Origin of the sequence: Maridesulfovibrio sp., from assembly GCF_963676065.1 — a bacterium.
In the GTDB taxonomy this organism is placed as follows: domain Bacteria; phylum Desulfobacterota; class Desulfovibrionia; order Desulfovibrionales; family Desulfovibrionaceae; genus Maridesulfovibrio.
In genome coordinates, this window is record NZ_OY780933.1 from 1277979 (window position 1) to 1285000 (window position 7022).

Genomic DNA, 7022 nt, shown 5'->3' on the forward strand with positions numbered 1-7022 from the left:
CGCTCTATTTATTTAATGCGGGAGATCCCATCTTTATTTCATCGTTTTCGTAATAGAAAAAAACATTTTCCAAGGGTTCATTTATCTGCATGTAGGCCGGGCCGATGCTTATCTCCACCCCCGATTTTATAACACCATGAACCATAATTCTACAATTTTCCAATTTTTCAGTCTGCTGAATTTTTTCCCACAACTGCTTCTTTTTGGCTTTTAAAAAACGAATTTTCATTTCACATTTTTCGATTTTTTGCGTGAACTCAGCAGTTGTAGATGCACCGTTTGTCATTAATTTCTGGAGTTGACGGGTTTCGTCCTCCAGCACTGAAATTTGTGTGGAAATCTTATCAATTTGAAGGAGCAGGGCCGGATTGTAGCCTACCACTATCTGTGATGCTGCGCTAAGTCCACCGCCCAGTTGTTCGCCGATAAATACAATCTGATCACTGTAGCACTTGCCGCCAGCGAAGCGTCCTTTGACTGCGAATTTCCCTTCGCAATAGACTGTAGTATGCATACAGTTTTTATCAATGATAATATTGCCGCTGCTGACAAGTGTGGCGTTTTCGCAAAAACCGGTCCGCAATGTTCCTTTTGCTTCAACGGTTCCCTTACTATTACCTTTGATTCCACCGTCACATTTGAGGAATCCCGCCGCATGTACGTTAGCCTGCTCTATGACGCCCTTTACGTTGATGTTGTTCGCTTTTACATCAAGTCCGGATTTTATAGAACCGTGCACGACCATATCACCCACGAAAAAAATGTTTCCGGTGGAGAGATTTACGTCCCCGCGCACATTAAGCAGCTCCTTCACGGTGATAAGGCCTTCTTCGTTGTAGAAGACGTAGCCGTTGCGGGTAGCGATCAATTGATCCGTATTATCGGGATTAACTTTTGTATTCGGGCCTCTGGGAAATGTTTTTGTGGGGAAGTGCCGAAGACCCATACCGCATGAGCCTTCGTCTTCGGTCTCCTGCCACTGCGCGAGAACCTGCCCGACAATGACACTTTGTACATAGCCCATGTTATAATAATCAACGCTTCCGTCGTTTTTCTCCACCGGTCTTAGGTGCGTGTAGTCGAAATCAGGATCAAAATAGTGCTTTAGACAGGGCATATGGATGCTCCGGTAAATACAGGTGGAGTTTAGGGAATTTCTCTTTCATCTTCAATTATGGTGAAGAAGGAAAGGAGTCTTACAAGTTCCAAAGTTTTGCAGATTTGTTCACTGGGACGCAGCAGGTACATGTTCTTATTGCTGCATTTAAGGCGTGAATTAAGCGAAACGAGGAATCCGATTCCCGAGCTGTCTAGAAAGCGGGCGTCTGAGAGATCGGCAACAACAGTTTCCACTTTAGGGGACTCACTGTCCTTTTCAATCTGCTCTTTATATTCGTATATGGTTTCAATGGTAACTTCTCTGCCGCATTTAAGGGTCAGAATTCCATCTTGTGTGCTGATTATTCCTTGTGCCATTGATCTTCCTTTAACCTGCGGGTGAGTTTGATGATATTTTTCCCGTTTTCCTGAACCAGTTCAAAAGAGTCCATAAGTTCAGACATGATGAACATCCCCCGCCCGCCGACAGCTTCCGGTGAGGGCATGGAAAAGTCTATCGACTCGGAACAAAGTCCTTTGCCCCAATCCGCAATTTCAAGAATGATATGGTCTCCGGGATGGATAGTTATGGTGAGTTCCAGCCTGTTGCAGTCTTCATGTTTATCGTAGGCGTGCCGGGCTACATTTGAGCATCCTTCGGTCAGAACAAGATCCATGTCGTGGAGAATGTTTTCATCTGCGATAAATTCTTTCAGAATGGTGATTGCCTTGCGGGCTATTTCCCTGCTTTCTTCAGGGGTTGGAATCGCTTCCAGCACAAAGCGTTGCATGAATGCTCCATGTTTTCTGTCTGACGTATCTGCGTGTTTCGCCGGACGTTACGACTTTCTGGCTGCCTGTATTAATTTATTTTAATATACCTAATCCTCCCTTTTTCGCAAAGGAAGTCAAGATAAAAGCTGAAATTTTATATAAAATCCTCTGAATCCAGTATGATGGTAACCGGGCCCCAGTTTACGAAATCAACGTTCATCATTGCGCCAAACTGCCCTGTAGCTACTTTTGCGGGGGCTTTTGCTGTAACGTCCGCTACTAAACGATCAAATAGATCACTTGCCAATTGCGGCGCTGCGGCGTTGGTAAATGAAGGTCTGCGCCCCTTTTTACATGAAGCGTAAAGGGTAAACTGGGAAACCAGCAGCACATCGCCGCCGATATCATTAAGTGAAAGGTTCATGCGCCCTTCGTCATCCTCGAATATGCGCAGTCCAATCATCTTATCGATAAGAGTCTTCCAGACTTTAGAGTCCGGCAGATTTTCTGTGTCATTCTTACCGAATCCGGCCAGCACCATAAGCCCGGTGCCGATTTCGCCCACCACGCCGCCGTCTACTTCAACCTTACCGCCGCTAGTTCTCTGAATTACCAGCCTCATTTTTATTCCTCGCTGTAGGAGGCAACTGAGGATTCTTTTTCAGAAACAGAAGCGTAAACCATCTTTATATGTTCTGTCTCGACTCGTTTTTTCATCTCCTGATAGATGTAGCGGGCGATGTTTTCCGAAGAAGGATTGTGATGTTCAAAGTATTCGGTGCTGTTCAGGTGTTTATGATCGAGTGTTTCCAATACTTCGCTGAGTTCTTTTTTAAGTTCTTTAAAATCCATAAGGATTTCAACTTTCGGATCGAGATGGCCGCCTTCGATTTCAACTTCTACACCGAAGTTGTGCCCGTGCATGTTCTCGCACTTTCCGCCGTAATTACGGAGTTGATGGGCTGCACTGAAGTCCTTTTTTACTTTAAGTTTCCATTTACCTTTAGACATATATTTTTCTCCATGAATTAATTTTGTTATTTAACTATTTTCTATGCGGGCTGAGCTTTCCGGCAGGGGGCTTAAACCGTTACTGCACTCTGGCCTTCCCGTTTCCGTTCTTACGCCACTGGTTGAATTCCTTCCAGAAGTCTCCGTTGGGGCGGATGTTGTAGCCGTGTCCCAGACGCATTGTACATATGGAGTCCGCTAGGAACAGTTGCAGCGTAACCGGGGCTGAGCCGGGGTACCCCGCAAGAATTGCTTTAAGTTCGGCTATGCCGTCTTCGGTGCACAGGCTGTGATGAACTGAGAGCGGCACTGCTTCATGACAACCTGCCTGCGCGTTTTCCAGCGGAGAAATCGAATCAGCCATGACTTTGGATTCCGGCGGAGCTTCTTCCTGTCCTTCCTCGGGCGGGGGATTGTCCACTTTGCCTTTGACGAGCAATGGTATGTCCTGTCCGAGGTACTGATGAACTTCTTCATAAGTTTTAGGGAAAATTATTAATTCTCCGGAACCGGTCATGTCTTCAATGGTCGCGAAGGCCATTTTCTTGCCGCTTTTCTTGGTAATGATCTCTTTGAACCCGGTAATGATGACTCCCAGTTTTACCTGAGCTTCGTGGGGCATTTTCGGGCAATCTTCAATGGTCTGCAAGCCCAGACGGCTCATTTCATTGCGGTAACAGAGCAGTGGATGGCAGGTCAGGTAGAAACCGAGTGCCTCTTTTTCAAGGCGCTGCATTTCCTTATCGTCCATTTCCGGCATGCTGAATTCTTCAAAGCTGACGGTTGCCGCTTCTTCAGATTCGCCTCCGCCGCCGAGCATATCCAGCATGTTGATCATGCCTGATTCTTTTTCCTTGTTCTTTTTCTGGCCGTAGGAAACAGCTTTATCCAGCGATGCGATCAGGCCGGAACGGGTCAGGCCCATGGAATCGAAAGCCCCGGCGCGGATCAGGTATTCGATTACCCGCTTGGTTACCCTGCGCAGGTTAACGCGGGTTACAAAGTCCACGAAATCCTTAAATTCTCCATTGGTCCGGCGTTCGGCCACAATTTCGTCGATAGCCTCTTCGCCGACATTTTTGATCCCGGCCATACCGTAAATGATGTCACCTTCGTACACTGAAAAACGAGCCACGCCGAGGTTGATATCCGGCTGGCGCACGGTAACGTCCATATCACGGCAGGCGTTGATGTACATGATGATTTTCTCGGTGTTGTTCATTTCAGTACTCATTAGAGCAGCCATGAATTCCACCGGGAAATGAGCCTTGAGGTAGGCTGTGTAATAGGAGATCAGCGCGTAAGCCGCGGAATGCGATTTGTTGAAACCGTAGGCCGCGAACTGTTCCATCAAGTCGAAGATGGCGTTGGCGGTTTCTTCGGGAATTTCGTTTTCCCGTGCCCCTTCAAGGAATCTAACCCTGTGCTTGGCCATTTCTTCCGGGATTTTCTTACCCATGGCCCTGCGGAGCAGGTCACCCTCACCGAGAGAGTAGTTGGCGATGGTCATTGCCGCGCCCATAACCTGTTCCTGATAGACGATGACCCCGTAAGTCGGCGCTAGACTGGGTTCAAGGGTCGGCCAGAGGTAGGAAACTTCGATTTCGCCGTGTTTACGCTTAATGAATTCATCAACCATACCGGAACCCAGAGGACCCGGACGGTACAGGGCGAGCATAGCGATGATGTCTTCAAAGCAACTGGGCCGGAGCATGCGCAGGTATTTACGCATGCCGGACGATTCAACCTGAAAAACTCCGTCAGTATCACCTTTGCAGAAAATATCGAAAGCTGCCGGGTCATCAAGGGCAAGTGTGTCCAGATCCGGGGCTTTTTTACCCTGCAGGCGGATAATATCGAGACAGTCCTCGATAACTGTCATGGTACGCAGTCCCAGAAAGTCGAACTTGATTAAGCCGACTTTTTCGACTTTTTTCATGTCGTACTGGGTCACGATTTCGCCCTTTTTACCTTTATAGAGGGGCAGGTAATCGGTCATGGGCTTGTCGGAGATAACGACTCCGGCCGCATGGGTTGAAGCATGGCGGGACATGCCTTCCAGACGGGTGGCGATGTCCATGAGTTTTTCGATTTTGGGATTGGTATCAACCATGTTCTGCAGTTCCGGGATCGCCTTGACCGCGTTGGGCACGGTTATCTTGGCCTTCTTGACTCCCAGTCCCTGGGCGATAACAGCCGGGTCGTCCGGTACTAGCTTGGCGATGGGATCGGTCTCGGAAAAATGCATGCCCATGGCTCTGCCCACGTCCTTGATTACCGCCTTGGTCTTCATGGTTCCGTAAGTGGTGATCTGGGCTACGTGGTCTCGTCCGTATTTTTCGGAGCAGTATTTAACTACCTCAAGACGTCGGCGTTCACAGAAGTCGACGTCAATATCAGGCATTGAGATACGTTCAACATTAAGAAATCTTTCAAAAAGAAGATCGTATGGAATAGGATCGAGGTTGGTAATCCTTAATGACCATGCAACGATTGAACCCGCTGCCGAACCACGACCCGGTCCTACCGGAATGCGGTTATCTTTTGCCCAGTTGATGAAATCCTGAACGATGAGGAAGTATGCCGGGAATCCCATTTCATTAATGACGCCCAGCTCGTAATCTAGACGTGCCCAGTATTTATCTTCATCTATTTCATAGGGGGCGTTTTCAATACGTTTTTTCAGGCCTTCCTTGCAGAGCCGCACGAACTCGGTCTCAATAGTCATGCCCTCGGGAAGCTCGTATTCCGGGAAGTAGTAGTTGCCCAGCTCAATTTCGAGATTGCACATCTCGGCAATCTTTTGAGTGTTGGCAATTGCCTCCGGAACATGGGCAAAATACTCTTCAAACTCTTCCTGCGGCTTGAAGTAAAGTTGGTCGGTCTCCATACGAAACCGTTTTTCTGCGTCGACCGTAGTCTGGGTCTGGATGCAGAGCAACAGATCGTGAGCTTCGTAGTCATCTTTGGTTAGATAATGGCAGTCGTTAGTGGCAACCAGCGGCAGTCCGGTCCTCTCAGCGCATTTATAGAGCAGTTCATTAAGATTGTCCTGATCTTTAAGACCGTTCGCCTGCACTTCAAGGTAGAAATTGCCGGGGAAGATTTTAGCATATTCCCGGGCCATCTCCACTCCTGCATCAAGCCCTTCATTTATCAGGACGCGGGGAACCTCTCCGGCGAGGCAGGCGGAAAGAGCAATTACGCCTTCGCTATATTTATTAAGCAGATATTTGCTGACTCGCGGTTTGTAATGGAATCCTTCAAGAAAACCCAACGAGCAGAGCTTGATTATGTTTTTGTAGCCCTGCTGATTTTTTGCCAGCAACACAAGGTGGAAGCGTCCTTTCTTACTCTTTTCGGTATGGGCAAGCTCATCATCTACATCACCGGGAGCCACATAGACCTCGCAGCCGATAATAGGCTTGATACCCATGTCCATAGCGGTCATATAGAAGTTAACAGCTCCGAACATGGAGCCGTGGTCGGTAATGGCCACTGCTGGCATGCCGAAGTCTTTGGCCTGCTGGCATAGGTCTTTGATGCGGATTGCGCCGTCCAGCAGACTGTACTCAGTATGGACGTGCAGATGAACGAATTCTGACATATATATTCCTGATGGATGGAAATGAATTACGGATAAAAGAAGTTAGTATTTATTTTTAGGCCGAAACGTCAATAGCAGTCGGTAAGTCAAAAAACAATTTCCAGTCAGGCGGGTATAAAATTATCCGAATTTCCGCGCCGTTGACGAAACGTACTGCCCATGCAAGAAATTTATGAATAATCTGTACAGGTGAATCGAAAATGGACTCCTCTGTTATATACATATATGAAAGGATGCCGCTGATCCTGCTTTTTGCCACCGGGTATATCCTTTATCGGGCGACGACCATAGCAGGGCTGCCGGAGTATATGGCTTCGCGCGCAGTGAATTTCAGCCGCGGGCGTGCGGATCTGCTGCTCCTTTCCCTGATCGGTATTTCCGCGCTGCTCTCCATGTTCATTCCCAATGCGGTAACTGTTCTGGCCATGGTCCCCGTCATCCGCAAGCTTGATCATGAATTGAAAGCGATGACCACGCCTTTGACACTATCTATTATATACGGAGCGAATATAGGAGGAATGGGTTCATTAAT

7 protein-coding genes (1 of these 7 only partly in view) are annotated in these 7022 nt (G+C 47.8%); 1 reads left to right on the forward strand and 6 read right to left on the reverse strand.

The window, feature by feature from the left end; translation table 11 throughout:
- Positions 1 to 4 precede the first annotated feature (4 nt).
- From ACKU35_RS05705 to dnaE, 6 genes are all read right to left on the reverse strand, one after another.
- On the reverse strand, positions 5 to 1117 hold the full coding sequence (locus tag ACKU35_RS05705; protein WP_319763991.1) for a FapA family protein: 1113 nt from the start codon (positions 1115 to 1117) through the stop codon (positions 5 to 7).
- 29 nt (positions 1118 to 1146) lie between these two features.
- The gene (locus tag ACKU35_RS05710) at positions 1147 to 1476 is read right to left on the reverse strand and encodes an STAS domain-containing protein (RefSeq protein ID WP_319763993.1); all 330 of its coding nucleotides are present in this window, start codon (positions 1474 to 1476) and stop codon (positions 1147 to 1149) included.
- On the reverse strand, positions 1461 to 1889 hold the full coding sequence (locus ACKU35_RS05715) for an ATP-binding protein (protein WP_319763995.1): 429 nt from the start codon (positions 1887 to 1889) through the stop codon (positions 1461 to 1463). The genes ACKU35_RS05710 and ACKU35_RS05715 overlap by 16 nt, the downstream gene beginning before the upstream one ends.
- A gap of 137 nt (positions 1890 to 2026) precedes the next feature.
- Positions 2027 to 2494, reverse strand: a complete 468-nt coding sequence (gene dtd, locus ACKU35_RS05720) for a D-aminoacyl-tRNA deacylase (protein ID WP_319763997.1) — start codon at positions 2492 to 2494, stop codon at positions 2027 to 2029.
- Positions 2495 to 2496: 2 nt separating this feature from the next.
- Positions 2497 to 2883, reverse strand: coding sequence for a 6-carboxytetrahydropterin synthase QueD (gene queD / locus ACKU35_RS05725; RefSeq protein WP_319763999.1), 387 nt, complete (start codon positions 2881 to 2883; stop codon positions 2497 to 2499).
- Positions 2884 to 2962: 79 nt separating this feature from the next.
- A complete protein-coding gene (dnaE, locus tag ACKU35_RS05730; protein ID WP_319764001.1) occupies positions 2963 to 6490 on the reverse strand; it encodes a DNA polymerase III subunit alpha in 3528 nt (1175 codons plus the stop codon).
- A 200-nt stretch (positions 6491 to 6690) separates the two neighbouring features.
- Between dnaE and ACKU35_RS05735 the strand changes: the two genes are divergently transcribed.
- Positions 6691 to 7022, forward strand: partial view of an SLC13 family permease gene (locus tag ACKU35_RS05735; protein ID WP_319764002.1) — the 5' portion only. 859 nt of this gene lie beyond the right edge of the window; 332 of the gene's 1191 nt are visible here — the first part of the coding sequence; the start codon lies at positions 6691 to 6693; its stop codon lies off the right edge, out of view.